General features: G+C 62.8%; 23 protein-coding genes and 2 tRNA genes. 13 read left to right on the top strand and 12 right to left on the bottom strand.

Annotation, left to right across the window (positions count from 1 at the left end; translation table 11 throughout):
• Window positions 1-208: 208 nt before the first annotated feature.
• The 3 genes from ABLE71_RS14420 to ABLE71_RS14410 all read left to right on the top strand — a co-directional run bounded on the left by ABLE71_RS14420 (window position 209) and on the right by ABLE71_RS14410 (window position 1,723).
• A tRNA-Leu gene (locus tag ABLE71_RS14420) sits at window positions 209-293 on the top strand.
• Window positions 294-616: 323 nt separating this feature from the next.
• Window positions 617-1,060 (top strand): pyridoxamine 5'-phosphate oxidase family protein, encoded by a 444-nt coding sequence (locus ABLE71_RS14415; protein WP_348784125.1) that lies wholly within the window; start codon window positions 617-619, stop codon window positions 1,058-1,060.
• A 132-nt stretch (window positions 1,061-1,192) separates the two neighbouring features.
• Window positions 1,193-1,723: a hypothetical protein gene (locus ABLE71_RS14410; RefSeq protein WP_348784124.1), complete on the top strand. Its 531-nt coding sequence runs from the start codon at window positions 1,193-1,195 to the stop codon at window positions 1,721-1,723.
• Window positions 1,724-2,723: 1,000 nt separating this feature from the next.
• Here the strand turns inward: ABLE71_RS14410 and ABLE71_RS14405 are convergent.
• From ABLE71_RS14405 to phaC, 3 genes are all read right to left on the bottom strand, one after another.
• Window positions 2,724-2,798, bottom strand: a tRNA-Glu gene (locus ABLE71_RS14405).
• A 141-nt stretch (window positions 2,799-2,939) separates the two neighbouring features.
• Window positions 2,940-3,992, bottom strand: a complete 1,053-nt coding sequence (locus ABLE71_RS14400) for a YcbK family protein (RefSeq protein WP_348784123.1) — start codon at window positions 3,990-3,992, stop codon at window positions 2,940-2,942.
• Between the two features lie 287 nt (window positions 3,993-4,279).
• A complete protein-coding gene (gene phaC, locus ABLE71_RS14395; protein ID WP_348784122.1) occupies window positions 4,280-6,112 on the bottom strand; it encodes a class I poly(R)-hydroxyalkanoic acid synthase in 1,833 nt (610 codons plus the stop codon).
• 153 nt (window positions 6,113-6,265) lie between these two features.
• Between phaC and ABLE71_RS14390 the strand changes: the two genes are divergently transcribed.
• The 5 genes from ABLE71_RS14390 (at window position 6,266) to recJ (ending at window position 14,726) form a co-directional block, all read left to right on the top strand.
• Entirely contained in the window at window positions 6,266-6,622 is a 357-nt protein-coding gene (locus ABLE71_RS14390) for a hypothetical protein (RefSeq protein ID WP_348784121.1), read from the top strand.
• Window positions 6,623-6,743: 121 nt separating this feature from the next.
• A complete protein-coding gene (locus tag ABLE71_RS14385; protein WP_348784120.1) occupies window positions 6,744-10,166 on the top strand; it encodes a caspase family protein in 3,423 nt (1,140 codons plus the stop codon).
• 91 nt (window positions 10,167-10,257) lie between these two features.
• A complete protein-coding gene (locus ABLE71_RS14380; RefSeq protein WP_348784119.1) occupies window positions 10,258-11,475 on the top strand; it encodes an LL-diaminopimelate aminotransferase in 1,218 nt (405 codons plus the stop codon).
• Between the two features lie 46 nt (window positions 11,476-11,521).
• The gene (locus ABLE71_RS14375) at window positions 11,522-12,829 is read left to right on the top strand and encodes a homoserine dehydrogenase (RefSeq protein ID WP_348784118.1); all 1,308 of its coding nucleotides are present in this window, start codon (window positions 11,522-11,524) and stop codon (window positions 12,827-12,829) included.
• 109 nt (window positions 12,830-12,938) lie between these two features.
• The gene (recJ, locus tag ABLE71_RS14370) at window positions 12,939-14,726 is read left to right on the top strand and encodes a single-stranded-DNA-specific exonuclease RecJ (RefSeq protein WP_348784489.1); all 1,788 of its coding nucleotides are present in this window, start codon (window positions 12,939-12,941) and stop codon (window positions 14,724-14,726) included.
• On the opposite strand, the gene ABLE71_RS14365 is transcribed toward recJ, so the two are convergent.
• From ABLE71_RS14365 to folE, 3 genes are all read right to left on the bottom strand, one after another.
• Window positions 14,723-15,694, bottom strand: coding sequence for a patatin-like phospholipase family protein (locus ABLE71_RS14365; protein ID WP_348784117.1), 972 nt, complete (start codon window positions 15,692-15,694; stop codon window positions 14,723-14,725). The two genes, recJ and ABLE71_RS14365, sit on opposite strands and share 4 nt — an antisense overlap.
• Before the next feature lie 106 nt (window positions 15,695-15,800).
• Complete coding sequence (gene hisI / locus ABLE71_RS14360; RefSeq protein ID WP_348784116.1) at window positions 15,801-16,235, bottom strand: phosphoribosyl-AMP cyclohydrolase; 435 nt, start codon at window positions 16,233-16,235, stop codon at window positions 15,801-15,803.
• Window positions 16,236-16,335: 100 nt separating this feature from the next.
• The gene (gene folE / locus ABLE71_RS14355; RefSeq protein WP_348784115.1) at window positions 16,336-16,977 is read right to left on the bottom strand and encodes a GTP cyclohydrolase I FolE; all 642 of its coding nucleotides are present in this window, start codon (window positions 16,975-16,977) and stop codon (window positions 16,336-16,338) included.
• Window positions 16,978-17,197: 220 nt separating this feature from the next.
• Between folE and ABLE71_RS14350 the strand changes: the two genes are divergently transcribed.
• Window positions 17,198-17,644 carry an iron-sulfur cluster assembly scaffold protein gene (locus ABLE71_RS14350; protein ID WP_348784114.1) on the top strand — a complete coding sequence of 149 codons (447 nt, stop codon included), beginning with the start codon at window positions 17,198-17,200 and terminating at the stop codon, window positions 17,642-17,644.
• On the opposite strand, the gene ABLE71_RS14345 is transcribed toward ABLE71_RS14350, so the two are convergent.
• On the bottom strand, window positions 17,577-18,542 hold the full coding sequence (locus ABLE71_RS14345) for a LysR substrate-binding domain-containing protein (RefSeq protein ID WP_348784113.1): 966 nt from the start codon (window positions 18,540-18,542) through the stop codon (window positions 17,577-17,579). The genes ABLE71_RS14350 and ABLE71_RS14345 overlap by 68 nt on opposite strands.
• Before the next feature lie 93 nt (window positions 18,543-18,635).
• On the opposite strand from ABLE71_RS14345, the gene ABLE71_RS14340 reads away from it, so the two are divergent.
• The gene (locus ABLE71_RS14340; protein WP_348784112.1) at window positions 18,636-18,788 is read left to right on the top strand and encodes a hypothetical protein; all 153 of its coding nucleotides are present in this window, start codon (window positions 18,636-18,638) and stop codon (window positions 18,786-18,788) included.
• Window positions 18,789-18,792: 4 nt separating this feature from the next.
• Here ABLE71_RS14340 and ABLE71_RS14335 read toward each other — a convergent pair whose 3' ends face one another.
• Complete coding sequence (locus tag ABLE71_RS14335; RefSeq protein WP_348784111.1) at window positions 18,793-19,836, bottom strand: LLM class flavin-dependent oxidoreductase; 1,044 nt, start codon at window positions 19,834-19,836, stop codon at window positions 18,793-18,795.
• Window positions 19,837-19,974: 138 nt separating this feature from the next.
• Here ABLE71_RS14335 and yidD point away from each other — a divergent pair, with 138 nt between their 5' ends.
• Both yidD and thrS read left to right on the top strand, forming a co-directional pair.
• The gene (gene yidD / locus ABLE71_RS14330; protein ID WP_348784110.1) at window positions 19,975-20,343 is read left to right on the top strand and encodes a membrane protein insertion efficiency factor YidD; all 369 of its coding nucleotides are present in this window, start codon (window positions 19,975-19,977) and stop codon (window positions 20,341-20,343) included.
• 131 nt (window positions 20,344-20,474) lie between these two features.
• Window positions 20,475-22,460, top strand: coding sequence for a threonine--tRNA ligase (thrS, locus tag ABLE71_RS14325; protein WP_348784109.1), 1,986 nt, complete (start codon window positions 20,475-20,477; stop codon window positions 22,458-22,460).
• A 53-nt stretch (window positions 22,461-22,513) separates the two neighbouring features.
• Here the strand turns inward: thrS and ABLE71_RS14320 are convergent, their stop codons facing one another.
• Both ABLE71_RS14320 and ABLE71_RS14315 read right to left on the bottom strand, forming a co-directional pair.
• Entirely contained in the window at window positions 22,514-22,810 is a 297-nt protein-coding gene (locus ABLE71_RS14320) for a hypothetical protein (RefSeq protein ID WP_348784108.1), read from the bottom strand.
• 115 nt (window positions 22,811-22,925) lie between these two features.
• On the bottom strand, window positions 22,926-23,399 hold the full coding sequence (locus ABLE71_RS14315; protein WP_348784107.1) for a BA14K family protein: 474 nt from the start codon (window positions 23,397-23,399) through the stop codon (window positions 22,926-22,928).
• Between the two features lie 200 nt (window positions 23,400-23,599).
• Here ABLE71_RS14315 and ABLE71_RS14310 point away from each other — a divergent pair, with 200 nt between their 5' ends.
• Window positions 23,600-25,237, top strand: a complete 1,638-nt coding sequence (locus ABLE71_RS14310; RefSeq protein WP_348784106.1) for a choline dehydrogenase — start codon at window positions 23,600-23,602, stop codon at window positions 25,235-25,237.
• Between the two features lie 22 nt (window positions 25,238-25,259).
• On the opposite strand, the gene ABLE71_RS14305 is transcribed toward ABLE71_RS14310, so the two are convergent.
• Together ABLE71_RS14305 and ABLE71_RS14300 are read right to left on the bottom strand one after the other, a co-directional pair.
• Window positions 25,260-25,442, bottom strand: coding sequence for a hypothetical protein (locus tag ABLE71_RS14305; RefSeq protein WP_348784105.1), 183 nt, complete (start codon window positions 25,440-25,442; stop codon window positions 25,260-25,262).
• Window positions 25,406-25,924, bottom strand: coding sequence for a DNA starvation/stationary phase protection protein (locus ABLE71_RS14300; RefSeq protein ID WP_348784104.1), 519 nt, complete (start codon window positions 25,922-25,924; stop codon window positions 25,406-25,408). The genes ABLE71_RS14305 and ABLE71_RS14300 overlap by 37 nt, the downstream gene beginning before the upstream one ends.
• Window positions 25,925-26,058: the final 134 nt, after the last annotated feature.

The following is a 26,058-nucleotide window of genomic DNA, read 5'->3' as shown; positions in this document are numbered from 1 at the left end:
CTCGAAACGCGCGGTAGTCTAAGTAAGCCTTTGTTTTTCCTGTTGCTTACCACGCCTACCCATGGCGGTTCTTTCTCTCCCGTCACAATTGCCACGCCTTTTGTCATACGCGGCGCTAATTTTCAACACTTCTTCGCGCCGCTGCACCGACCTCATCTCCACCGCGAGATTGACAGAATGATGGCTCCCATGTGATTGGCGGGCCGACGCGGATGTGGCGGAATTGGTAGACGCCCTGGATTTAGGTTCCAGTGCCGAAAGGCGTGGGGGTTCGAGTCCCTTCATCCGCACCAGCATCAACATGCCGGATTTCTCTCCCGTAAGCGCCCGCGCCCGCTTCTTAAGAAGAAATTCATCACGGTCGGCCGATGCTCCGGTTCTTGCGGCGAGTAAAGAGTTCCGCAGGCGCGGGTTCAGCGCCCAGGCAACGCCCACCGGTTCAGCAGAGCCGGTGGGTTTCCTTTTGGTTCAGGCGCTTCTGCCGCCGCGGGCGTTGCGCAGCCATGCTTTGCCGCGAGAAACGGCATTGGCGAGGCTGGAGGCTGGCACTGCGGATTGGTCAACCCGACCGTGCTGCAGTATTCTTGTTTCGCAACAAGCGCGGGAACGGACTGTCATGATCGTCAAGGAACTCACCGAACAGGAGTGCACGGCCGTCCTGCAGGCATCCAGCCTGGGGCATCTGGCTTGCGCGAAGGACAATCAGCCCTACGTCGTTCCGATCACCTTCGTCTTTGCCGATCACCACATCTACAGCTTTTCCATGCTCGGCCAGAAGATCGAATGGATGCGAAAGAACCCCCGCGTTTGCCTGCAGGTCGGCGATTTCAAGCAAGGCCAGGGGTCGAAAAGCGTTCTTGTCTATGGTGTCTATGAAGAACTGCCGGACCGCATCGGATCGAAACGTGAGCGCGACCATGCCTGGTCGCTGTTGAGCAAGCACGCGAACTGGTGGGAGCCCGGTGCGCTGAAACCCATCACGGCCGCGATTCACCCGGAGCACCTCTTCTACAAGATAGTCATTGAAACAATGACGGGCCGCCAAGCGGTGCCGGAATAGGTCGCCCCGTTCGGCGTTTCCGCCGCCCGGCGCGGGTAACCCTGTTTCGAGGCGTACTCTGGCTCAGGTTGCCAAACCGGGCTATCTTCCGGGTCGGATGCGCTGCAAGTCCTTGTCGGGAGCTGGACAAAAATGAAACAGCACTTGTCGGCGATTCGCACTTTGGCGCTCGCTGCGTGCGTAACTCTGGCGTCGACACCGACGCTTCCGGCCGCGTCGCTCTTTGTTCCCAGCCTGCCAGCGGCATCGTCCGACGTGGTGACGGTGCAGGACAGCGCCAAAATCATCCGCCGCGAGAACAGGCATGACGGCGGCGTGTGGAAGAGGCGCCCAGACCGTCGCGGCCAAATTCATCGGGAAGGTAGGCGCGAAGCGCGCGAGGCGGGGCGCAACAACATCTACCGGCCGAAGGTTGCGCCGAAATACGCCTATGACGCCGAAGGAAACTTCAGGGTCTATGACGGAAACCGCCCGATGCGGGACGACTGGCACTGGTCGGACGACTGGCGCGGGTGGGAAGATCATGGCCACTGGGACGACAAGGGCCACTGGGACGACAGGCATCGGCACCGCCCCCATCAGTACAAGATGAACAGCTTCGGGTACCAGCAGCCGTCGCCGGCACTGAAGCAGGTCCTGACCGCCGTTCCCAACGGGCAATAGCCGCCGCAACGGGTGCACGTCAGCTTTGCCGGATTTTGCATCCTGCCGCCAGAGTATGCGCCAATCAGCGTGAACTCGACGCCGGGGCCGGCCAAGATTGACTGTCTATTGCATTTTGGCCGGTCGGTTTGACGGAAAACTTGATCCGTGAGACCTTCACCCTCGCGCAAGGGGGTGTGGGCGATGAAGAAGACCTATCAAAAACCGACGTTAGTCGCGCGAGAGAGGCTCGAATGCGTCACATCGTCTCCCGCTCCGCCGCCAGGTTTTTCGGGAGCGCGGGACGTATGAAGAAGACATATTCGAAGCCGATGCTAGTTCGTCGTGAGCAACTGATCAGGGTGGCGGCAACGATGGTCATCGACTCGCGGCCCACCGCCGGCACCTGATTCAGAACAAGCCACCACGCCAGCCCCACCGATGGCAGCGCAGGTAGGCCAGGCGGGTCAGTCACTCGGGGTAGCCGTCTGTTTTAGACGTCAGGCCGCAGACTAAGCATGCTCACCCGGAAACCCGTATCGGCGAACCGCCGCCATTTTCGGCTGTCACCTTGCTCAAAATTTCGCGGGGCAAAAATATGGGCTTCGCGTAGGGCTTCCTCATAGGCCAACCTCCAATGACAGCTAAGCGACTACGGGGGCCCGGCTGAGCGCTTTGGGCATTGGATAGGAGGGTCCAGCCGGGCCTAGCCGGTTTGGTACGCCCCCGGCTAACAAATTAGCATCTGCTGTTTTTCGGAAAATTCAAGGCATAGCCTGCTATGGACCCAACGGTCGTTGAGGCAGTAGGCAACTTTATTTCAGCGATATCGTTCTTGTCATTGATGTCCCGCAAAGGCATCAAGAGCCCGCCGCCTTTCCGCCGCCACAAAGCAGCGGCGGGCTCTTCCATCACATCTCGTTGTAGTCGATGATGCCGCCTTCGCCCTCAAGCGCGTGCCGATGCACTGGCGTCTGTTATTCGATGATTGGGCGGGGAGCGCATAAGTCTTTGAAATTATTGGTACGCCCTAGGAGAATCGAACTCCTCTTACCGCCGTGAAAGGGCGGTGTCCTAACCGATAGACGAAGGGCGCGCCTTGGACGAAGCGCCTTATAATTGCGTTGCCGGCGGGCGGCAACCCGTCAAACGCACACTTCCCTAAACTTTTTCGCCGGTGCCTGTGTGCGACGCTTCCGGCGCATCATGCATCTTGGACCGTCTTGCCTGCTGCCCCTCAGGCTTTGCGGCGTCCGCACTTCCAGTTCCAGTCGCGCTCCGGCCCGACGTCGATGTGGATCGAGCCGTGGCAATAGGTGCCGACGCCGCCGCGGCCCGGCATCGCGCGCACATATTTGGCGAGTTCCCACTTGCTGACGCCGGGAAGCTGCACGTCGACTGCGGCGCAATACATGTGCTGCGATTTTTCGGCGCCGCGAACCTTCTTGTTGTACGCGGGGCTGCGGTAGCCGGAAGTCACGACCAGCCGCTTGCCGAAATGGCGCTCGACCTGCTTGAGCATGCGCACCAGCTTGGGCTTCAGGCAGGCGGTGTCGACGCTCTCACGCTGCTTCAGCAGGCCGTTGGGCGCGAGACGCGCCAGGCCGGCAGCGGAGGCCACGTCATACGAGCCGCCCTCATCCTCGTAGACATCGATGTCGCTGTCGTCGTCTATGCCGGATTTGCGCTTGATCTCGAACAGATTGGTCTTGCGCACGCCGGGCAGCGAGAAGTCGCCGGCGCCATCGTCGATACCGTCGTCCTCGGCGCCGAGCGAAGCGAAGCGCAATTCGGCGTCTTGCTTCTGCTTTTCCGCCCCGGCGTCGGGAAGCGTGATGATGGGCTTCGCCTTGGCTTCGCGCACCGGCGTCGGCGCGGAATCGGCTTTCGCCGGGGTCGAACCAAAGAACGAGGAGAGGAAGCTTTTCTTCTTGGGCTCGATCGGAGTTGTGGGCATCGTCCCGGCGGTCAGGATCGGGCCGCCGTTCTCGAGTATTTGGCCGCTCGCCGGAACCTCGGCCGGCTTGGCGACCGCAACCGCCTCGGCCTTTGCCGCTGTCGGCGGCTCGCCCTTGGCGGCAATCAGCGCCGCATCGGCGGCTTTCTGCGCTTCAGTCGTGGGCGCTTTGGCCTCGGCTGTCTTGGTCTCGTCGGGTTTCGCTGCAGGGAGGGTGGCCTGTACCGGCAGGCTGGCGTCGCCTTCGCCTGGAGGCGTGACGCCTCCTGATCCATCCAGGTTCAGGTCGACCGCAGGCGCGCCGGCCTCGGCGCCGGTCTGGGCAAGTTCCATAGACGGCTCGCCGGTCGAAGAACAGGAAGCGAGAAGCACGGCAAGAAGCGCCGCAACGGCTGCGCTGCGTCTTCCCCTTGCTGGGCCCGTTCCTGAATTCAAACGTTCCCCCTGCTCACGTCCGCGCTGCCCCGGGTCTTGCGTGCGTCCGGCGGTCATCCCGACCGTCCCCGGCGCCGACTCAATCTCTACAGCACTGCCCCAGTTTGCAGCCATTCAACAAATCAGACTGCCACCTTTTCGCCCGCTTTGGCCATGCGGGTCAATGTTTGCGGTATCAAAGAATGTTACACGCGAACCTTCACATAGGTACCGGGCGCGTCGCCCAGAACCTTGACTCCCTTGCCGGGCTTCCTCGCCTTCACGCGCCGTTCGTCCTGCTTGAGGATCCATTCCTGCCAGTGCGGCCACCATGAACCCGGCGTTTCGGTGGCCTTGGCGATCCAGTCGTCGAAGCTCCCGACCGGCTTGCCGCCGGTCCAGTACTGGTATTTCTTCGACTGCGGCGGATTCACCACGCCGGCAATGTGGCCAGATCCTGTGAGCACGTAGTCGACCTTGCCGCCGAAAAATTTCGAGCCGAGGAAGACCGAGAGCGCCGGCGCGATATGGTCGTCCCTGGTGGCGAGGTTGTAGATGGGGATTTTGATGTCGGAGAGGGACAGGGTGTGTCCCGCCAATTCCATCTTGCCCTGCGACAGCGTGTTTTCGAGATAGCAGTTGCGCAGATAGTAGGAGTGGTTGGCTGCCGCCATACGCGTCGAATCCGCGTTCCAGTAGAGCAGATCGAAGGGCAGGGGATCCTTGCCGCGCATGTAGTTGTTGACCACGTAAGGCCAGATCAGGTCGCCGGAGCGCAGCATGTTGAAGGCGGTGGCCATCTTGGTGCCGTCGAGATAGCCCTTCCCACCCATCGAGCGCTCGACGGCTGCGATCTGATCCTCGTCGACGAAGACCTTGAGGTCGCCCGCATAGGTGAAGTCGACCTGCGTGGCGAAGAAGGTGGCCGAGCGGATGCGGTCGTCGCCTTCCTGCGCCATCAGCGCCAGTGCGGCGGCGAGCAGCGTGCCACCCACACAGTAGCCGACGGCGTTCACCTCACGCTCGCCGGTCGCTTTCTCGATCATGTCGAGGCCGTATTGCAGGCCCTCGCGGATATAGGCTTCCCAGTTCTTGGCGCCGTGGCGTTCATCAGGATTGACCCAGGAGACGACGAACACCGTGTGGCCCTGCTCGACTGCCCAGCGGATGAAGGATTTTTCCGGGTTGAGGTCGAGGATGTAGAACTTGTTGATCCAGGGCGGGCAGATCAGCAGCGGCCGCTTGAGCACCGTTTCGGTCGCCGGATCGTACTGGATGATCTCGGCGACGTCGCTGCGGCCGACGATCTTGCCGGGGGTTGTCGCGATGTTCTTGCCGACCTCGAAACGCGAATAGTCGGCCTGCCTGAGCTTCAGGTCGCCCTTGCCGGCCGCGATGTCCTCGGCGAGCATCTTCATGCCGCGCACGAGGTTGTCGCCGTTGGAGGCGATGGTCTCGCGGAAAAGTTCGGGGTTGGTCAGGATGAAGTTCGACGGCGAGATCGCGTTGGAAACCTGCCTGACATAGAAGCTCGCCTTGTGGCGCGTGTGCTCGTCCAGCCCGTCGGCCCGCTCGACGAGGTCGTTCGCCCAGCGCGATGTGACCAGATAGACCTGCTTCAGGAAATCGAAGAAGGCGTTCTTGCCCCATTCGGGATCCTGAAAGCGCTTGTCGCCGCGGTCGGGCGCCACGGCCTCGGAAGGCTCTTCGCCTGTCCTGGCGCGACTGATGGCATTGCCCCACACGGTGAGATATCCCGCAAACAGGCGCGTCTGCGCCTCGAGCGCGCGCGATGGATCCGACAGCCAGTATTCGGTGACCTTGGAGAAGGTCTTGACCATGTCCGCCATCGGCTCGGCGACGGAATCTCTGAGTTCACCGCGCTCGCGCGGCTCCACCCAGGCCGAGGCAGCCTTGCCCGCCTGCTCGATCATGCGGGCGAGGTTGAGCGCGAAGCGTTCCGGGTCCTTGACGATATACTGGTCGACATCCGGAGCTTCGCCTGCATCGGCCTTGCCCGGCTCGGCTGCCTTGGCCATGTTGAAAGCGTTCCTCCTTGGTCTACGCCGGCGTCCCGTTTGGAAGCGTCAGATCGAAACCAACGAACTTCGAAATCACGACACCAGCGCGTTTTCTTGACATATTAGCATGGGACGTCCAATGCGTTCTATTGCTGAGGTATGGGCGAAGATATGACATATCGTAAAAGCGGGGGGATTTTCCCTGGTATCGGCGTCGCAGCCGCAGCGTTGGCCCTCTTCGCCACCGCCTGCAGCACCACGACAGTCGACGACGTGGCGATGGCGGAAGGCCGCAGCGGCGGCCCGACGGATACCGGGACCTTCCCCAATCTGAACATCCCGCCGCAGGCGGCGACCGCGCAGTTCACCGAGGATGAGAAGCAGGCAAAGCTCGCGCAGCTTCACGCCGTGCAGCAGCGGCAGAATCCGGGCGCCACCGCGGTAGAGTCGCCCGAAGCCAAACGTAAGCGCCTGCAACTCCTGCAGGATGAGCAGGATGAGACTTTGAAAGTCATCGAGGGTCAGTGACGGCTGGCCGGCGCCGTCAAAAGCGTGGTTGGCGCGCACGATGCCGGATTTAGAATATTTGGGCTGAGAGACTTCCTGGGGGCGTATGGGCTCGCGTCTCGGTGCGGATTGGTGCGGCGGCATGCTGTACCTGTGGGTGTTGTTGTTCGGCATGTTTTCGGCGGCATATCCCGCCGCCGCTGCGGACGAATCCTGCACGGCGGGGTGGCCGGAGCCGGCATTTACTCTTCACATGGCCCGCCGCTCCGACAAGGCAGTAGTCGGCGAGCCGATGACCTTCGAGTGGCGCGTCACCGAAAAGGCGCCGCGCGGACCGGCCGCTTTCGAGGTGCCGGCATATCTCGTTTTCCTGGCGCCCGAGGCCACTCGGTTCGAGGGGCGCGGTTTCTATGCGTTGACGCCCGGCGCGCGCGGGCCTTTCGAGATGAAGTTCGGCCAGAACCGGGTCCGGGCAATCGTCCCGCTGATGACGCGCTTCGCGCAGCTGACCGGCAAGATCGATTTCCTCGCCTATCGCGCAGGGGGCATGGAAATCGAGTGGGCGATTGTTCAGGCCGACCCGTGCGGCGAAAGGATTTCACGTTTTGTTGGCAAGCGCATTGTCGATGTGCTGCCCGGAACGCCGAAGCTCGTTGTGCGCGACGAGTTTGCGGTCGTCACGGCGGACGCCGAGATCGTGCCCAACCAGGGAGCGTTTCTGGCCAGGATCTACGGCAGGTTTGTCGAAGTTTCGAACCGGACGACGGGCGAGGTGGTGCTTCAGACGACCGGACGGGAGCCTGTCTTTTCGCCGACCGGCCGATTCCTGTCGGTGTCGACCGATGAAGCCCAGATCAGCGATGTATTCGACCTTCTGGCCGAGCGGCGGGTGGGAAGGTTCCAAGGCGTCGGCATGTATTGGAGCCACGCCGACAGTTTCCTCTATCTCGATCAGGAATGGGGAGGCGGCATGCAGGTCGTGCGCATGCTGCACGGACGCCGCCACGCTGTCGAGGAAGCGCCGAAGATAGCGCTGCTGACTGGCTTCAAGGAGGATGACACGCCTGAGCCGGACAATCCAATCCATGCCGGTCTGGACCCGAAATCCGAAGACATCGATCCGGGCGAAGGAGCGGGGTCTTTCACCCAAGGCAGCGAGGTCTGGCAGATGCAGATATCGCTGGAGGGCGGTGTCGCGGCATTCATGGCCGGCCTGTCTGATGGCGAAAGCATCGTGCTGGACGAAGAGGCGGCTGGCGTGGTGATCGACCTTGGCATGAAGAGCCCGATGATCGCGACGACCCGGAGCGATGAACTCGACACCATTCTGCGCTCGGACTTTGGCCTGCAGGAGCCGCGGGTTGTGGGATGGAACGCGCACGATCTGAGAAAGACATACGATTATTGGGACACAGAAGTGTTCCGAAAGTTGAGAGATCCCGACGACGTTCCCGAACAAGCTACCCAGGCCACCACCGCCGAAGAGGACGATGACGATGGGTTCATCGAGTTCTCGAAAGAGCCTACGCAGTCGACGCGCACGAATATCGTGGTTGCGGCTTCAGAGCATCAGGCCTCGGGCACACAGGTCCGAAGCGCGATCAGCTTGATCGCCCCGGATTCTAGCCTCGCGGACAGTGTCTCAGACCCTCTCGGTTTTCGACTGGGTGTAGGAGTAAGAACGTTGCGGTCGGGAATCGATGAAGCCGACCTCAGCGCTATTTCGGCTAAACTTGCCGGCCTCTACGACAGCCGGGTGGCGAAGTTCGAAGTCTGGCCAGAGGACGAGCCTCTGACCTACAACACGGAACCGTTTCCGCAGCCATCGCCTGAGATATTTCCCGATGAGCCTGTCTTCATCGACCTCAATCTCGAGGGTCGCGATACCTGGGCGTGGTCGAGTGGCGGCAAGAACTACTGGCTGACCCAGACCATCGAATCCGGGCGGCTGGGACACGGGTTCAGTTTTACGCTGTTGGGCGAAGACAGTGGGGATCTGCGGCATGCGGATCTTCTTGCGGCACCTGGCGCTGGCGCGGAAGCGCTTTACGAAGACGGGCCGATCGGTCTGATCCAGCGCGGTGACCTGCGCGGCAATCTTGGCTCAGGGTTTTCCGATCCCACAATCGTCTCGGTCGTAGACAATCGCTACCTGCTGGTCGCCACGCGTCCCGTCGTCAGGCTTGTCGTGTTCGACCTCAAGACATGGGCGCCGGTATGCGCCGTTCCCGAGCCCTACAACCAGGCTGCCATCGAGCGGCTTGCGCTGACCAATGGTTACAAACATCTCGTTCAGCTTAACCGCGGCGGGGCGGTGGAGGTATATTCCTGCAAGGACGGGACGCGAGTGTTGAGCGGTATTTTCGCCGACGGCGAACTGGTCGTCATGGACAAGGATGGCTATTTCGACGGGTCGGAGGATGCCGCAGCCTACGTCCAGTTGAAGATCCCTGGCATTCCCGGCCGCCAGCTTTTGTCGCAGTTCGGCAGCAGGCTTCGTGAACCCGGACTTGCAAAGTCTGTGCTGCAAGACAGTTGGCGGCCATCGAAACCTGAAATGGTGTTCCCGCCAACGGTGTCAGTGTCCGAAACCGGCTCGGGCGGCGGGCTGCGCGTCGTCGTGCGTGGTCCGCGCGGCCTGCGGTCGTTGCAGATCTTTGCCGGCGGCCGGCGGGTCGAACACGTCGACCTGTCCGGAACGGAGTGGGCTATGGACTTCGCCGCCGACCGACATTCCACTGAAGGCATTCTGACACTGGTCGCAACGGATGCCGACGGCATCACCAGCGCGCCGCTGGAGTTGATGCGCGATCCAGCCAGCTCCAAACCAGCGGGCCGGCTCTACGGACTGACGGTTGGCGTAGACAAATATCCGAACATGACTGGGGCAGACCTGAAATATGCCGCCGCCGACGCGCGGCGCATTGCCGGGATAGTCGGGGCTTCCCGTCGTTACGAGAGCGTGGAGATGGCAACGCTGGTCGATGGGCAGGTCACGCCGGAAACGTTGCGGGGCAACCTCCGGAAGATCATCGGCGGAGCGACGGTCGACGACACCATCCTGCTTTCCTTCGCCGGCCACGGGCTCGTGTCTGCGGCCGGCGGCTTGCGGCTGGCGCTGCCGGAGACTGATCTCGGCGACATCGAGCGCACGACTTTCGACTTCGACGAAATCGGTGCGGTCGTGAGCACCGCGAAAGCGCGCGTCATCGTCCTTCTCGACGTATGCCACGCAGGCGCGTCCGGTAGGGCGAGCATCGCTTCCAGCGACGATGTCGTGCGCCAGTTCAGCACCCAGAGCGGGTCGGGGATCGTGCTCCTGTCGGCATCCAAGGGCCGCCAGTTGAGCCAGGAGAGCGCGGCTGTCGGCGGCGGTCTGTTTTCGGTGGCATTCGAGCGCGCGCTCGACGTCGACCGCTCAGTGACCGATGTGGATGGCAATGGACGCATCAGCCTGGTGGAACTCTACCGGACGGTGAAGGCTACGGTTGCCACCGAAACGGCCGGCAGCCAGACGCCCTGGCTGGCGCGCAACCAGGTGTTCGGCGACTTCGACCTGTTTTGAGCACTAGGCGCACCGCGCACTCGACCCTTAGGCCAAATCGGTATATATCGCGCCGCACCGAGCCAACCGCCTCCGCGCCTGGATTTCTGACATGGAAGAGTTTCACAAGGTCCGCCGCCTTCCGCCCTACGTCTTCGAGCAGGTCAACCGGCTGAAGGCCAGTGCCCGCTCGGCTGGCGCCGACATTATCGATCTCGGCATGGGCAATCCGGATCTTCCGACGCCAAAGGCCATCGTCGACAAGCTGTGCGAGGTCGTGCGCGACCCCCGTACGCATCGCTACTCCTCGTCGCGGGGCATTCCAGGGCTGCGCCGCGCCCAGGCCAACTATTACGCCCGTCGTTTCGGCGTGAAGCTCGACCCGGACAAGCAGGTAGTGGCGACGCTCGGCTCCAAGGAGGGCTTCGCCAACATGGCGCAGGCGATCACAGCGCCCGGCGATGTGATCCTGTGCCCCAACCCGACCTATCCGATCCATGCCTTCGGCTTCATCATGTCCGGCGGCGTTATCCGCTCGCTGCAGGTCCAACCCGACGACGGCTTCATCCCGGCGCTCGAGCGCGGCATCCGGCACTCGATCCCGAAGCCGCTGGCGCTGATCCTCAACTATCCATCGAACCCGACGGCGCTGGTGGCGAGCCTCGATTTCTACAAGGACGTGGTCGCTTTCGCCCGCAAGAACGACCTGATCATCCTGTCGGATCTCGCCTATTCCGAGATCTATTTCGACGGCAACCCGCCGCCTTCGGTGCTGCAGGTGCCGGGCGCGATCGACGTCGCCGTTGAGTTCACCTCGATGTCCAAGACCTTCTCCATGCCGGGCTGGCGCATGGGGTTCGCGGTCGGCAACGAGAGGCTGATCTCCGCGCTGACGCGGGTGAAGTCCTATCTCGACTATGGTGCGTTCACGCCGATCCAGGTTGCCGCCGCCGCCGCGCTCAACGGCGATGGGGCCGACATCGCCGAAGTGCGCGATGTCTATCACAAGCGCCGCGACGTGATGGTCGATTCCTTCGGCCGCGCCGGCTGGGATATCCCGCCGCCGGCGGCTTCGATGTTCGCCTGGGCGCCGATCCCGGAGCCGTTCAAGCATCTCGGCTCGCTGGAGTTCTCGAAGCTGCTGATCGAGCACGCGGACGTTGCGGTGGCGCCAGGCATCGGCTTTGGCGAGCATGGCGACGAGTATGTCCGTCTTGCCTTCGTGGAGAACGAGCATCGCATCCGTCAGGCGGCGCGCAACATCAAGCGCTTCCTTGCGTCGTCGGCCAAGCAGCCGAACAACGTGGTTTCGCTCGCTACGCGGCGTTGATTCAAATTCACCTGGCAAGCATTTGATTTGAGGGGCTTTTCGGCAAATGGCTGAAGCATTGCGTGTGGGAATTGCGGGGCTGGGCACGGTCGGCGCGAGCGTTGCGCGCGTGCTGTCCGAAAAGGCCGCGGAGCTGACCCGCCAGTGCGGCCGGCCGATCGTCGTCACCGCCGTCTCGGCGCGCAGCAAGCGCAAGAACCGCGGGGTCGACCTCTCCAAGGCGAAGTGGTTCGACGATCCGGTGAAGCTTGCCGCGGATGCCGACATCGACGTCTTCGTCGAACTGATCGGCGGCGAGGAGGGACCAGCGCGCGCCTCGGTCAAGGCCGCTCTGGAAGCCGGCCGGCATGTCGTTACGGCAAACAAGGCGCTGCTTTCGAAACATGGCGTGGCGCTCGCCGAGATCGCCGAGAAGAAGGGCGTGCTTTTGAACTACGAGGCTGCGGTCGCAGGCGGCATCCCCATCATCAAAACCATGCGCGAGGCGCTGGCCGGCAACTCCGTCAACCGCGTCTTCGGCATCCTCAACGGCACCTGCAACTACATCCTGACCCGCATGGAAGCCGAAGGGCTGTCGTTCGACGAGTGTCTCAAGGATGCGCAGAGGCTTGGCTACGCCGAGGCTGATCCGACCTTCGACATCGAGGGCCACGACACCGCGCACAAGCTCTCGATCCTGACGGCGCTGGCTTTCGGTACGAGGATTTCGGCCGGCGACGTCTACATGGAGGGTATCTCCAACATCTCCCAGGCCGACATCCGCGCGGCCGGCGAACTCGGCTACCGGATCAAGCTACTCGGCGTTGCGCAACGTACCGAAAGCGGCATCGAACAGCGCGTGCATCCGACCATGGTGCCGACCGCCTCGGTTATCGCTCAGGTGCATGGCGTCACCAATGCGGTGGCGATCGAGACCGACATTCTGGGTGAATTACTGCTGTCCGGCCCCGGTGCGGGCGGCAACGCCACGGCCTCGGCGGTCGTCGGCGACATTGCCGATATCGCCAAAAGCCGGCCGGGATTCCAGCACGGGCCGGTCTTCGGCTGGCCGGCGAAGCAGTTGAAGCCCTACAAGAAGGCACAGATGCGCAGCCACGCCGGCGGCTATTTCATCCGCCTGACGGTACACGACAGGATCGGCGTGTTCGCGGCGATCGCCAAGCGCATGGCCGACAACGACATCTCGCTGGAGTCGATCGTCCAGCACTCCGCCGAGGCCGACGCGCAGAAGACGGTGATCCTTGTGACGCACGAGACGACCGAGGCCGCCGTGCGCAAGGCGACCGACGGCATCACCAAGGACGGCCACCTCACGACCAAGCCGCAGGTGATCCGCATCGAGCGTGCAGGCTGACCGGCGTCCCAACGCACTGGCGCCAATTAATGGCAGCAGACGCGTTTTTGACGGTTTCGGCCTTTCCGATCGTCGCCTATCGTCGCCGCGTGACTGGCGGGCGAAAACCATAGTGGCGGACAAGCGCATCTTCCTCGGCGTAAAGCGATCGGCGACCGGGCTGTGCTGGGAGCACCGGCTGACCGAGCGGCAGGAGATGATCGCGCTAACCATCGCACAGTCGCACGGCGTGCCCGACATCGTCGCGCGCGTGCTTGCCGGGCGCGGCGTGACGCCCGAGGAGACCGAGCGCTTCCTTGATCCGACGATCAAGAACCTGTTGCCCGATCCGGCCTCGCTGACCGACATGGACCGCGCGGCCGAGCGTCTTGCGCGGGCGATCCGCGACCGCGAGAAGGTGGCGATTTTCGGCGACTACGACGTAGACGGCGCGGCCTCCTCGGCATTGCTCAAACGGTTCTTTGCTTTCCATGGCGTCGAGGCGGAGATCTATATTCCCGACCGCATCTTCGAGGGCTACGGACCCAATCCCGAAGCGATGCGCGAGCTGGCCGGCCGCGGCGCGACGCTGATCGTCACCGTCGACTGCGGCACCAACAGCGCACCGTCGACCGATGCCGCGCTGCTGGCCGGCGCCGAGGTGGTCGTGCTCGACCATCACCAGGTCGGCGGACCGCTGCCAGCAGCGGTCGCGGTGGTCAACCCCAACCGCGAGGACGATCTGTCGGGGCAGGGGCATCTCTGCGCCGCCGGCGTCGTGTTCCTGGCGCTGGTGCAGACGGCGCGGCTGCTGCGCCTCGAGCGCCCCGATGCCGAGCAACCGGATCTGCTGGCGATGCTCGACCTGGTGGCGCTGGCGACCGTTTGCGATGTCGTTCCGCTCACCGGCGTCAACCGAGCGTTCGTGGTCAAGGGGCTGCTCGCGGCCCGCCAGCAACGCAACGCCGGCATGGCTGCGCTGGCGCGCGTGGCGCGCATCGGCGAACCGATCAGTACCTTCCATCTCTCCTTCCTGATCGGTCCGCGCATCAATGCCGGCGGACGTATCGGCGATGCAGCACTGGGCAGCCGGCTGCTGGCTACCGACGATCCGGTCGAGGCCGGGCAGATCGCCGAGACGCTCGACCGGCTGAACCAGGAGCGGCAGGCCATGGAGCAAGGCATGCTGGCGGAAGCGCGTGCCGAGGCCGACGCCGAGCTTGCCGGCGGGACGGGGCCGGCAATCGTCGTCACTGCGAGCCCGAGCTGGCATCCAGGCATCGTCGGATTGCTCGCCGCGCGGCTGAAGGAGCATGCGAGGCGGCCGGCCTTCGCCATCTCCTTCAACGCCAACGGCGTCGGCACCGGCTCGGGCCGCTCCGTTACCGGTTTCGATCTCGGAAAGCTGGTTCGTGAGGCGGCCCTTCAGGGCCTTATCGTGAAGGGCGGCGGGCATGCCATGGCTGCGGGCATCACGGTGGAACGCGACCGGCTCGGCGCGCTCAGGGCGTTCTTCGAAGAACGTGCGGCAGCGGATGTTTTCCGATTGCAGGACGAGGAAGTGCTCGATATCGACGCCGCACTTGCCGCAGAGGGCGCAACGCTCAGCCTGCTCGAGACGCTGGAGAAGGCCGGGCCGTTCGGCGCAGGTCACGTTGCGCCGGTCTTCGTGTTGCCGCGCCACAGGCTGGAGGACGCGCAATTGGTCGGTGCGAACCACGTGCGCACCGACCTGAGGTCCGACGGAGGTACGCGCATCAAGGCGATCGCCTTCCGCGCGGCGGATACGGTGCTCGGCGATTTCCTGTTCGCCAACCGCGGCCAGACGGTTCACGTCGCCGGCTCGCTGTCGGGCAGCTATTGGAACGGCAACCGCAAGGTGGATTTTCGCATCATCGACGCGGCGCTTGCTTCTTAAGCGAGCACCGTCTGCAGGCGCTGAAGGTCGTTCAGCTGTGCCATCGTCGTTTCGTAGCCGATGCGGATCGCCTCGTCGGCGCGATGGAATTCGGTCAAGCCGATATGGCCGAGCTTTGGCTGCAGCGACAGATCCGGCGGGTCGCCAGCTAGCCGCGCCCGCGAAATGCGGTCCTGGATGATGTTGAATGCCTCGACCATGACGCCAGTCACGCCGATGCGCGATTCACGGGCGCGGGACTCCGCGCTGAAGCGGGAGGCGGGCGTGGCGTCCTGCTCGACCATCAACTCGCCGGCGCTGTGTTTAATCACGGCGGCGCGGCCGAAGAGGTCGTAATGCAGGTTGACGGCGACGACGAGCGGCTGCTCGTAGGCGCGGCAGACCGAAACCGGCACCGGGTTGACCAGCGCACCGTCGACCAGCACGCGGCCGTTGGCGGCCACCGGCTCGAAGACGCCCGGCAGTGCGTAGGAGGCGCGCATGGCGGTGATCAGCAAGCCGCTCGACAGCCAGATCTCGTGGCCGGTGCGGATTTCGGAGGCGACGCAGACGAAAGGTTTCGGCAGGTCCTCGAAACGCGAGCCGTTCAGATGCTCGCGCAGCCGGGCGTCGAGCTTCAGGCCGCCGAACAGTCCGTTGCCGCCGAAATTGAAGTCGAGTAGGCCGAAGATGCGCCGCTTGGTCAGGCTGCGGGCGAATTCCTCGAGTTCGTCGAGCTTGCCGGCGAGGTAGCAGCCACCTACCAGCGCGCCGATCGATGTGCCGGCAATCATCGAGACGTCGATGCCGGCTTCGTCGAGCGCGCGCAGCACGCCGATATGCGCCCAGCCGCGGGCGCAACCGCCACCCAGCGCCAATGAAATGGCGGCTTTTTTGGGCTGGATCGATTCGGCAACACCACCCGAGGATGACGGGCCGTTGGCTTCCCGAACATCAGGCCTGCTGCGAAATGACGCCCAGTCGAGCATCACGATCTCCCTAGTCCCGCGTCCAGTCTATCTGGATGCCGTATCGAAATGATGAATCTTTGTGCTGCAAAAGTCCAATAGGTTCACGGGCTGGTTTCAATACGCTTCATGCATCGAACAATGGCTCGCTGCCGTCGCCTGCGAGGGAAACCTTGCCGTCGACCATCCCCACCGTCCGATAAAAACAGGAACGCCGTCCCGTGTGACAAGTTGCATCGTGCCCGGCGACTTTGACCTTCAACCATATGGCGTCCTGGTCACAATCCGTGCGCAGCTCGACAACCGCCTGAAGATTGCCTGACGTCTCGCCCTTCTTCCAGATTTTTTCCCGCGAGCGCGACCAGTAGTGGGCGACGCCGGTCCCGACGGTGAGCGCCAGCGCCTCGGCGTTCATGTGCGCCACCATCAAGAGCATGCCGTCGGCGGCGTCGGTGACGACGGCCGTGACGAGCCCGCTTGCGTCGAAGCGTGGCGAGAAGACGGTTCCTTCTTCGAGCGCCTTCTTGTCGGCCGGCGGCTTGGGGAATGTGGTCGTGGTCATTGCATGATCCTGCGGGCTCAGGACAGCGCCGCCCTTCGAAATGGCCTATTCACAGAATGCCGCGTCGGCCGGCAGACAGCAACCGCTTCACCCGCCCGGATCAACCGGCGACGTAGCCGCCCCGAACCATGGTCACGAAGCGCACCTGTTCTTCGGGGTTGTCCTTGAAGGTTCCGGTGAAGGTCGAGGTCAGCGTGGTCGAACCCTGCTTGCGGATGCCGCGCATGGCCATGCACATATGCTCGGCCTCGATCATGACGGCAACGCCGCGCGGGTTCAGCACGTCCTGGATGACGCCGGCGATCTGTGCCGTCAGGGCCTCCTGCGTCTGCAGACGGTGTGCGAATATGTCGACGACGCGGGCGATCTTCGACAGGCCGACCACTTTGCCGTCGGGCAGGTAGCCCACATGCGCCTTGCCGATAATAGGCACCATATGGTGCTCGCAATGCGAATGGAACGTGATGTCCCTGACGATGACGAGGTCATCATAGCCGGCGACCTCCTCGAAGGTGCGGCCAAGCTCGTCGGCCGGGCACATGTCGTAGCCGTTGAACATCTCGCGATAGGCCTTGGCCACGCGCTTCGGGGTGTCGACCAGCCCTTCACGGCTGGGATCGTCGCCCGTCCAACGCAAGAGCACGCTTACGGCCGCCTCGACTTCAGCCTCGGTCGGCCGGTCGGTCACTGGCTTGTCCAGATAGGCCGAAGGCGGCATGATTTTCTTGATGACGGCGTCCATTACCTAGGTGTCTCCCGTAGCTCCCCTCAACGGAGGAACGAGTTGAACGGATCACAGCCTGTCATGGGAAACGCCCCTAGCTGCGAAGTCTGCTCCGATGCGCCTACGCAGGCCGCCTTGTCGATCCCGGAACACCAGCATTATATATGCTCGAAGATTACGAAAGGAAGATGCGGGAGCGGCATCGACCGGTCGCCAAACGGCGACAGATTGGAAAAGAATGATCGATGATGTCTATAACGCGAAAATTCTTGGTTTTGCCGGGAATATCGCGCGCATCGGGAGGCTGGAGCATCCGGACGCCACGGCTACGGCGCATTCGAAGCTCTGCGGCTCGACCGTCACCATAGACCTCAAGATGCAGGATGGCGTGGTGACCGATTTCGCCCATGTGGTGAAGGCGTGCGCGCTGGGCCAGGCTTCATCGTCGATCATGGCGCAGAACGTCGTCGGGGCTTCGTCGGACGAGCTTCGCGCGGTGCGCGAGACGATGAAGAGGATGCTGAAGGAGAACGGCGGGCCGCCTGAGGGCCGTTTCGCCGACCTCAAATATCTGGAGCCCGTGCGCGACTATAAAGCGCGCCACGCTTCCACCATGCTCACCTTCGACGCCGTGGTCGACGCGATCGGCCAGATCGAGAAGAAGCGCCAGGAGCAGGCGGCTTAGGCCACTCCAGTTGAGCCTTTATCCCAGCGACCAGCCAATCGACGAAGATGCGTGCCGCGGGGCTTAGCGCCTCGAAATCCGGCGCGACCAGCCAATAGCTTCCGAACGCAACCGACTCTCGGAATGGCTCTACGAGCGTGCCATCCCTCAACTCCGCGCCATTGATAAACGGGTCTCCAAGCGCCACCCCGTGGCCAAGCGCAGCCGCGTGCGTTGTCAGGTTACCATCGCCGAAGATCGGCCCCCGCTCAGGCCTGAAGCTGTTGGGGGCGGCCACTTCCAGCCAGCGAGCCCAGTAGTCGCGATTTTGCTCGTGAAGCAAGGTGTACGCGGCGAGGTCAGCGACCGTTCTTAGCGGCGGCCCTTTCGCCAACAGATCGGGTGAGAGCATTGGCCTTGCAATGCTTTCGACCAGGTGACGCGCCTGGGTTCTCGGCCATGCGCTTCGCGTTTCGCTGTGCCTTATCGCGAGGTCGGCTTCATGCGTGCGGAACTCTACCAGACCAGGACTGACATCGACGGCAACGTCTATGCGTGGGTGCAGCTCCCGAAAGCTGTTCAGCCTTGGGATCAGCCAGGCGCCTGCGAAAAAGGGCTCGGTGCTGACCTTTACCAGCTCGCTCTGCGGGCTGGCCTGAATCTCGGTGAGCTTCAGATCGATGGCGTCGAAGCTGCGTGTGAGTTGCCTCAAAAGCTCCTGTCCGGCATCGGTCAATTCGACCCGGCGGTGCAGCCGCTCGAAGAGCGGCCGGCCGATCAGCGCTTCAAGCTCCCTAATCTGCCGGCTGACCGCCGCCTGGGAGACAAAAAGCTCTTCCGCGGCACGACTGAAGCTCAAATGCCGGCCGGCTGCCTCGAAGCTCCTCAATGCCGTCAGGGGCAGGCGGCCGCGCCTCATCTCGCATAACCTCAAGTCATACGGGAGCGAAATTATACTCGTTTGAAGCGAAAGGCCAGCCGCGGTCTACTCCTGTCAATCAGGAGCTACGCCATGAACGACTATCTGGACATCTTCAACGACGTCATCCGCCTGGCGACTTTGCAGCCGCGTCATCGCGAACGTCACACCTCGTTTCCGCAGCCTGACGAGCCGCGACGCGTGCGGTTTGTCCCCGCTCCGCGCCGCGTCAACAGGAGTTTCTAGGCAGTCAGTCCTCCGCCAGTAGATCACGCACCATCGGTATGACCTTCGTGCCGTAGAGCTCGATGCTCTTCATCATGTGCTCGTGCGGCAGGGTCCCCGACGAGTATTTCATGTCGAAGCGGCTGGCGCCGAGCACCTTGACGGTCTTGGCGATCTTCTTCGCGACCGTGTCGGGCGAGCCGACATAGAGCGAGCCCATATCGGCCTCCATGTTGAAGCGCTGAATGTTCGTCGGACCCCAGCCGCGTTCGCCGCCGATCCTGTCAAACATTGCCTTGTAGCCCGGCCACAGTTGCGCGCGCGCCTCCTCGTCGGTCCCCGCGACATGGCCCGGCGAGTGCACGCCCATCGGTAGGACCGGCTTCTGCAACTGCTCGGCGGCGCGGTGGTAGAGATCAACGAACTGGCGGAAGCGTACCGGATCGCCGCCGATGATGGCGAGCATCATCGGGAGTTCGTACTGCACGGCGCGGACCACCGATTCCGGGCTGCCGCCGACGCCGATCCAGGTCTTCACCGTGCCGGTCTCGACCTGCGGATAGACGATTTGGTCCTTGATGCCGGGATGGATCGAGCCTTTCCAGGTAATCGGCCCCTGCTTCAGCAAGGCGGAAAAAAGATCGAGCTTCTCGGAGAAAAGCCGTTCGTAGTCGCTGAGCGAGAAGCCGAAGAGCGGGAAGGATTCGGTGAACGAGCCGCGTCCGAGGATTACTTCGGCACGGCCGCTGGAGAGGGCGTCGAGCGTCGAAAAGCGCTGGAAGACGCGGATCGGATCGTCGGAGCTTAGAACCGTCACCGCCGAACCGAGATGGATACGGTTGGTGCGCGAGGCAATCGCCGCCAGGACAACGTCGGGCGCCGAGACGGCGAAATCGTCGCGGTGATGCTCGCCGACGCCGATGAAATCGATGCCGACCTGATCGGCCAGAATGCCTTCGTCGACGACGTTGCGCAACACCTGTGCCTGCGACAGCAGCTTGCCATCAGTGTCGACGGTCACGTCGCCGAACGTGTCCAATCCGAGTTCGATCTGCGGCTTGTCTGGCATGGCGTCCACTTTCGGATTGGCTGGTTTTGAGGAATGGCTCTTGGGGAATCCCGGCGCGATACTTAGGTGTGGCGAAAGCAGCAATCAAATCGCCAAAAGTGAACAGACTGTCGGCGACGATCCAATAGGCACCTCGAAGTGACTGGACATTCGCATCCAACAACGGCGCGCCGGGCCGGCCGGAACTGGCCGGGGCCCTGGCGCCGGACACCGGGGAGGGTGCTCGGCACGTCGCTGGTGCGCCTCTACCAGCTCACGCTTTCGGGCTTCGTCGGCAATTCCTGCCGGCACCTGCCGACCTGCTCGGAATATGCCCATGAGGCGATCGCCCGGCATGGGCTATGGGCCGGCGGCTGGATGGGTTTGTTCCGGGTCATGCGCTGCGGCCCGTGGGGCACGCATGGCATCGACAACGTACCCGAGACGCTTGCGGCTCCTTATCGCTGGTTCGCGCCTTGGCGATACTGGAAAATCGGGTGGCGTGGCGGAGTCGAAGGCGCTGATTGAACTCGCCGGGTTTGTGAAGCATTCGCGCACCCTTTACCTTCGGCAATCCCGCCTCTAAAACGCCGCGTCCGATGATCGGGCACTTTAACTCACCACCCGCGCTCGTTTGCGGGACTGGATAGGAGAAAACCATGCCGAGTGTTTCCCTCAAATTCCCTGATGGTTCCGTGCGCGAATATGATTCCGGCACGACCGGAGCGGCACTCGCCGAATCGATCTCGAAATCGCTGGCCAAGAAGGCCGTCGCCTACGCGCTCGACGGCACGGTGCGCGATCTTTCCGATCCGCTGGGCAAGTCGGGCAGCGTCGAGATCGTCACCCGCGAGGACCCGCGCGCTCTTGAACTCATCCGCCATGACGCGGCCCACGTACTCGCCGAGGCGGTTCAGGAACTCTGGCCGGGAACGCAGGTGACAATCGGCCCGGTCATCGAAAACGGTTTCTACTACGACTTCGCGCGCAACGAGCCATTCACGCCCGACGACTTCCCGGTCATCGAAAAGAAGATGCGCGAGATCATCGGCCGCAACAAACCCTTCACCAAGGAGGTCTGGGACCGTGAGCGCGCGAGGAATGTCTTTCGCGACAAGGGCGAGGCCTACAAGCTCGAACTTATCGACGCCATCCCCGCCGACCAGGACCTAAAGATCTACGCGCAGGGCGATTGGTTCGACCTCTGCCGCGGCCCGCACATGGCTTCGACGGGTCAGATCGGCAGCGCCTTCAAGCTGATGAAGGTGGCCGGCGCCTATTGGCGCGGCGACTCCAACAATCCGATGCTGACGCGAATCTACGGCACCGCCTGGGCGGACCAGGCGCAGCTCGACGCCTACATCCACATGTTGGAGGAGGCCGAGAAGCGCGACCATCGCAGGCTCGGCCGCGAGATGGACCTTTTCCATTTCCAGGAGGAGGGACCGGGTGTCGTCTTCTGGCATGCCAAGGGCTGGCGGATGTTCCAGAACCTCGTCTCGTATATGCGCCGGCGTCTCGGTGACGACTATCAGGAGGTCAATGCCCCGCAGATCCTCGACAAGTCGCTGTGGGAGACGTCAGGCCACTGGGGATGGTACCAGGAGAACATGTTCGCGGTGAAATCCGCGCACGCCTTCACGCATCCCAACGATCCCGAGGCCGACCAGCGCATCTTCGCGCTGAAGCCGATGAACTGCCCGGGTCACGTGCAGATATTCAAGCACGGGCTGAAGTCCTATCGCGACCTGCCGATCCGGCTGGCCGAATTCGGCAGTGTGCACCGCTACGAGGCTTCCGGCGCGCTGCACGGGCTGATGCGCGTGCGCGGCTTCACGCAGGACGACGCGCATGTCTTCTGCACGGAGGAGCAGCTCGAGGCGGAGATCCTGAAGATCAACGACCTGATGATGTCGGTCTACGCCGATTTCGGCTTCGACGAGGTCGTGGTGAAGCTCGCAACGCGGCCGGAAAAGCGCGTCGGCACGGATGCCGCCTGGGATCATGCCGAGGATATACTGCGGCGCGCGCTCGCCAAGATGGCGCGTGAGGACAATCGCATCAAGACAGGCGTCAATGAAGGCGAGGGTACCTTCTACGGGCCGAAGTTCGAATATACGCTGAAGGACGCCATCGGTCGCGAATGGCAGTGCGGCACGACCCAGGTCGACTTCAACCTGCCGGAACGCTTCGGCGCTTTCTATATCGGCTCGGATTCGGAGAAGAAGCAGCCGGTGATGGTTCACCGCGCGATCGCCGGCTCTCTGGAGCGCTTCCTCGGCATACTGATCGAAAGCCATGCCGGCCACATGCCGCTGTGGTTCGCGCCTGTCCAGGTCGTGGTGGCGACGATTACTTCGGATGCCGACGACTACGCGTCAGCCGTCGTTGCCAGGCTCAAGGCGGCCGGGCTGTCGGCCGTGATCGACCTGCGCAACGAGAAGATCAACTACAAGGTCCGCGAACACAGCCTAACCAAGGTACCGGTCATGCTCGTCTGCGGCAAGCGCGAGGCGGAGGAGGGGAGCGTCAACATCCGCCGGCTCGGCTCGCGCGACCAGCACTCAATGACGTTGGATGCCGCGATCGAGGTGCTGCGCGAGGAGGCGACGCCGCCGGACTTGCTGCGCAACCGGGCGGCGTAGGTAGCGACGCGCCGGGGCCTTTCCAGTCCCGGCGCTCACGCCCGGCGCCACGGCTATCGGCAGGTGCGTACAATCGAACTGGTGCCGAAGGACTGCGGCCGGCAGCGCGGCTTGATTACGGGAATGTCAAGGCGCAGAGGCCTGTTCGCCCGGCTGTCAAGCTCGCGGTTGATCTGCTGCCGCTGCTGGTAGTCGAGCCGCCTTTCCCGGTTGTTGAGGTTCTGCAACTCGCCGGGGCTCATCTGGCGGATAAGCGGATCGCTCTGCTGCCCGGCATGGGCCATCGGCGCGGTGGCAAAAAGCGCCGCAACGAGCAAAACCCCAAACTTCGGCCGCGACGGATTGGTCATATCCTCTACGTAGTGCGCCTTGACCTTTCGCCCAAGCCGCTCGTTCACTGCGGGCAAGAATAAATGAAAACCCCGCCGAAGCGGGGTTCTCACGATGGAACTATTCCGGCAGCGATCAGCACATGCCCGCGTCCGCCAGCCGCGAAGTGCAGGTGATGTCGTTGCGATAGCGCGCATTCACGCCATCACGGAAGCCGTCACGGTAACCCTGCCTGTACGCCGTTCCACGCTGCGGGTAATAATCCCGCACCGGCGCGTAGTATCGGGGCTGATAGTAGCGCGGATAATAACCGTCATCGTAGTAACTGTTGTAATATCCGCCGCCATAATAGTTGCTGTTGGCGATCGCCCCGCCGATCACGGCACCTGCTATGAATGCTCCGGCAGGATACCACCAGCCATTATAGCTACGATAGCCATATCGGAAATTGCGGTAGCCGCGATAGCCGCGATACCATCCGTCGCGAACCTGAATCACGTCGGACTGGGCATGCGCGGTCTGGGGGAGGAAAATCGGCGCCGCCGTGGCCTGAAGGGCGCTGGCTGCTGCAATCGTCGCCGCCACTAAACATGTCTGAAGGCATTTCATGATGCTGTCCTCCTGACGAAACTAGTTCCTTACGATTGGAAACGAATGGCCGGGCCAATTGTTCCATTACCAGAAATTGGCGTCCGCGTCTCCATCGACGAAGTCGGGGCATCTCGATTGACGGTGCAGATTGGATGCAATATGCAAATTGTGAAGGAAAACTTGGCTTCTAGCCGACGTGAACAGGAATCGGAGTGCTGATGGCCAACCCCAACCGATCGAGGTTCGATTACATCATAGTTGGCGGCGGCGCCGCCGGATCGGTGCTGGCGGCGCGCCTCGGCGAAGACCGCAATCTCAGGATTCTCGTCCTTGAGGCAGGTCCCGACGACAAGAGCGTATACGTCCGAATGCCGGCAGCGATGGCGTATCCGCTCACGGACCTGAAGCGTACGTGGACATACGATACGGGCCCGGAAGCCGCGCTCGATGGAAGAATGATCTCCCATGTGCGAGGGCGTATGCAAGGGGGGTCCGGTTCGCTCAACGGGATGGTCTATGTAAGGGGCAATCCGCGCGACTACGATGGTTGGGCGGCGAGCGGGCTCGTCGATTGGTCGTATGCGCACTGCCTTCCATATTTCAAGCGCTTCGAAGACTTCGACGGCGACGCCAGCCTGTACAGAGGCACGGGTGGACCGATCCGTATCACCACTCTTCCCGGCAAAATGCCGGTGTACCAGGCATTTCTGGAGGCAGGCCAGCAAGCCGGCCTTCCATACAACGAAGACTACAATGCCTTCGCCCAGGAGGGGGTACACAGGTACCAGGCAAACATCGACAACGGGATTCGGGCGAGCGGCGGGCTGAAGTATCTGCGGCCGGCGGTGCGGCGCGGGAATGTAGAGCTGCGGCTCAATTCACTAGTCCACCGTGTCGACTTCTCGGGGAAGCGCGCCGTGGGGGTGACCTTCGAACACGGGGGCGTGGTTCACTCGGCCGAGGCCGAGCGGGAGGTGATCGTGAGCGGGGGCAGCTTCATGAGTCCGCACCTGCTCATGCTTTCGGGAGTTGGCGACCCCGCCATTCTGAAGGAGCACGATATTCCGGTCGTGGCGGAGCTTCCGGGCGTTGGCCGCAACCTTGCCGATCATCCTGCCGTCTCGGTACAATATCGGGCGCGGCGCCCGGGTGTCTCTCCCATCGTTCACGTCAACGCCGCGCGGATGGCTCGGATCGGATTTGAATGGCTGTTTTTCCGGCGAGGCCTGGGCATCACCAGCCTATGGGAGGTCGGCTCGTTCTTCAAAAGCTCGCCAGAAGCCGACTATGCCAACATCCAGCACGAATTCCTCCCGATGCTCGGAGAACTCATGCACGGCCAGGTCAACATCGAGGAAGGGTTCCAGTACCAGGTATGCCTCATGCGGCCGCGCAGTCGCGGCAGTGTCGGGCTCCGCTCGCGGGATCCACGTCAGTTGCCAAGCGTCGTCAACAACTACCTCGCCGATCCGCAAGACAGGCGCGACTTCATCGATGGGATCAGGCGCACCGACGAGATCATCCAGCAGCGCGGCTGGGATGATATACGAGGCGAGGCGTTGATGCCGAACTTGCGCAGCCTTCCCGACGACGAGATTTTCGAATGGGTCAAGTTGCGGACAGGCACACAATATCATCCGTGCTCGAGCTGCCGCATGGGCCTCGACGATTGGTCAGTGGTCGACCCCAGCGGGCGTGTGCACGGGCTCGATGGGCTGCGCGTCGTCGATGCGTCGATCATGCCGACGATCACGAGCGGAAACCTGCACTGTCCCACAATCATGATCGCGGAAAAGCTGTCCGACGACATTCGGGGCCGGGAGGCCCTGCCGCCAATTCAAGCGCCCTATGCTTGAATTGGCGATCCTGAGAAAAATCTCAATCGGAATCGCCGTGCGCGTTCTGGTCGTCGCGGAAGCGAACGGCGCCTGACGCGCAGCCGGTGTCGCCAGCCTCGAACTGCTCGGGGACGACCTTTCCTAACGCCAGGAACACCGGCGTCCGCGCGGTCCGAGGCGCGCCCTTCAGCGCGCCGTCCGGGTCGATTCGTAGAGGAACCAACTGCGGCGCTCGGCCTCGTCGATCCAGACTTCGATGAGGCTGGTCGAGGCGACGTCGTTGTATGTCTCGCATACGCCGTGCGCGGCGCGCAGAAAACCGGTCAGCTGGCGGTTGTCGTCGGCGAGTTCCGCCAGCATGTCCTGCGGCGTCACATAGTCGGCGTCATTGTCAAGCAGGCGCTGGATGCGGGAAATGTGCCCGATCGAGCGAAGCGTCGTGCCGCCGACCTTGCGGGCGCGCTCGGCAAGCGCGTCGGTGGTCGCGAAGATCTGATCGCCCTGTTCGTCCAGCATCAGGTGGTAGTCGCGAAAGTTTGGCCCAGACAGGTGCCAGTGAAAATTCTTCGTCTTGAGATAGAGCGCAAACATGTCGGCAAGCACGCCGGTCAGCGCGGCCGCGATGTTGGTAGTGGCTTGCGCTCCAAGGTCGGTCGGCGTGTGCAGTGCGGATCCCTGGCGCGAATGAAGCAAAAGGTTATTCATTTCAACTCTCCTTGAGTGGCGATCTTCCCGATCGCCGAGGACCTGGCTGGCGGGATGCCCGGGTTCGGTCTCCCGCCGGACACCGCAACAATGAGGGTCCGCCGGGCATGCATAAATTGGCGCAAGGGATGATT

Origin of the sequence: Mesorhizobium sp. KR9-304 (assembly GCF_040049215.1) — a bacterium.
In the GTDB taxonomy this organism is placed as follows: domain Bacteria; phylum Pseudomonadota; class Alphaproteobacteria; order Rhizobiales; family Rhizobiaceae; genus Mesorhizobium_K.
The sequence above is the reverse complement of the archived record's forward strand: the minus strand, read 5'-3'. Positions and strand labels throughout refer to the sequence as shown.